The 2298-nt window shown below is 63.4% G+C and carries 2 protein-coding genes; both read right to left on the bottom strand.

Going from position 1 to position 2298, the window contains the following annotated elements; translation table 11 throughout:
- Positions 1-842: IS21-like element helper ATPase IstB (gene istB / locus BGO16_RS03325; RefSeq protein WP_363091371.1), on the bottom strand; the 842-nt coding region annotated here is incomplete at its 3' end.
- Positions 842-2296 carry an IS21 family transposase gene (istA, locus tag BGO16_RS03330; protein WP_292617184.1) on the bottom strand — a complete coding sequence of 485 codons (1455 nt, stop codon included), beginning with the start codon at positions 2294-2296 and terminating at the stop codon, positions 842-844. The genes istA and istB, both read right to left, overlap by 1 nt.
- Between the last annotated feature and the right edge of the window lie 2 nt (positions 2297-2298).

Genomic DNA, 2298 nt, shown 5'->3' on the forward strand with positions numbered 1-2298 from the left:
CCCGTATCGGCGTCCAATTTTGACCCCTTCGCGCGGCGTGGTTTGAGGGTAGCGCTCGTCTCGTTGGAGCTGGCCGGGGTTGCGGAGACGAGACGAGCGCGAGTGGCGTGATCGTCGTCGCGGCTTTTGAATCGCCAGCTGTCGTTACCGGTTTCGACGATGTCGCAGTGGTGGGTCAACCGGTCGAGCAATGCGGTGGTCATCTTGGCGTCGCCGAACACGGTGGGCCATTCGCCGAAGGCGAGATTGGTGGTGACGATGACGGAAGCGCGCTCGTAGAGCCGGCTAACCAGGTGGAAGAGAAGCTGGCCACCCGACTGAGCAAAGGGCAGATATCCGAGTTCGTCCAGCACGATGAAGTCCATCCGGGTCAGATGTTCGGCAAGCCGGCCCTGACGTCCGTTACGGGTCTCGATCTCGAGGCGATTGACGAGGTCGACCACGTTGTAGAAGCGACCGCGGGCGCCGGATCGGATGCAGCTTCTGGCGATTGCGATGGCCAGGTGGGTTTTGCCTGTGCCGGTGCCGCCGACGAGCACGACGTTGCGCTGCTGGGCGATGAAGCCGCCGCCGGCGAGATCGTTGACGAGCGTCTGATTGATCGGGGTGCCTTCGAACTGGAAGTCGTCGAGATCCTTGGCCAACGGCAACTTGGCGATGGTGAGCTGGTACTTGATCGACCGCGCCTGCTTCTCGTTGATCTCGGCGCTGAGCAGGTCGCCGACGATGTGCTGCGGTTCGTGCTGGCGCTTGACCGCCGTCGCCATGATCTCGTCGAAGGCAGCCCTCATGCCGTAAAGTTTGAGCTCACCCATGAGGTCGAAGATTTGGGTTCGTTCCATCAGATGATCCTCCGGAGGTTGTCGTAGCGGGCGCAATCTGCGATCGGCATATGGCGGAGCGTCAGCGCCGCCGGCGTCATGATGTCGGCCGGTGGAGCGGGCTCACGTTGGCGAGCCAGGATGTTGAGAACGACGTCAGCGGAATGGACGCCGTGACCAAGCGCTTCGGCGCAGGCGGCTTCGACCGCCGACAAACCGTCCGTCAGCACGGCGTTGAGGATGTCGACCATCTGTCGATTGCCGTCATCGGTGCCAGCGAGCTTGCGCCGGATCCGCTCGATCGCGGCCGGCAGCACCCAGTCCTTGAAGGGAGCACCGTTGCGCAACGCCCCGGGCTTGCGCGCGAGCACCGGCACATAATGCCAGGGATCGTAGGTCGTCTCGCCGCGTCCGAAGGATCGCGGATGCTCGGCGACGATCCTTCCATCCTGACGGATTACGATGCGGTCGGCGTAGGCCTGGACCTCGACCGGGCGCCCGACGGCGCTGGCTGCGACCGAGTATTTGTTGTTGTCGAAGCGCACCAGGCAGGTCTTGGAGACCGACGCCGGCACCGCGTGGAATCCGTCGAACCGACCGGCATAGGGAACGAGCTTGGGCCGTTCGGCTTCGAACACGTCCCAGATCGTCTGATCGGACAGCTCCGGATGCCGATGCGCCTTGGCGTAGGCGATGCATTTGTCGAGCAGCCAGGCGTTTAGTTCGTCCAGCTTTTTGAACCGCAGCCGTGGCGTGAAGAAGCGTTCCCGGACCAGCCCGACCTGGTTCTCCACCTGACCCTTCTCCCAGCCCGACGCCGGCGTGCAGGCGACCGGGTTGACGAGATAGTGGCTGCACATCTGTAGGAAGCGGCGATTGTAGCGGCGATCCTTGCCGACGAAGATCGTCTCCACCGCCGTCTTCATGTTGTCGTAGATGCCGCGGCTACAGGTGCCCTTGAACAGCGCGAACGCCCGATCGTGGGCGTCGAACACCATCTCCTGCGTCTCACGCGGATAGGCGCGCACGAACAGCATGCGGCTGTGGCACAGCCGGACGTGGGCGACCTTCACGAGTACCGTCACGCCGTTGAGGAGAACGATCTCGTGGCTCCAGTCGAACTGATAGGCTTCTCCCGGCGCAAAACTCAGCGGGACATAGGCCGCCGCGGTCGACTGTCCGCGCTCCTTGCTCCAGCGCCTGGCGTAACGCCGCACGGCATCGTAGCCGCCGTCGTAACCGCGGCCGCGCAACTCTTCGAAGATCCGGATCAGCGTCAGTTGTTCGCGCGCGGATTTGGCCGCATTCGCCGCCAGCAGTTCATCGAGTTCCGGCGCCCAACGCCCGAGTTTAGGTCGCGGCTGGATCGAACGCTCATACTCGAACGAGGTCTCTCCTGACCTCAGCACCTTCCGGACTGTGTTCCGCGACACCTTCAGGTCACGGGCGATCTCCTTGATCGTCTTGCCCTTGATGA

This window comes from Nitrobacter sp. 62-23 (assembly GCF_001897285.1).
In the GTDB taxonomy this organism is placed as follows: domain Bacteria; phylum Pseudomonadota; class Alphaproteobacteria; order Rhizobiales; family Xanthobacteraceae; genus Nitrobacter.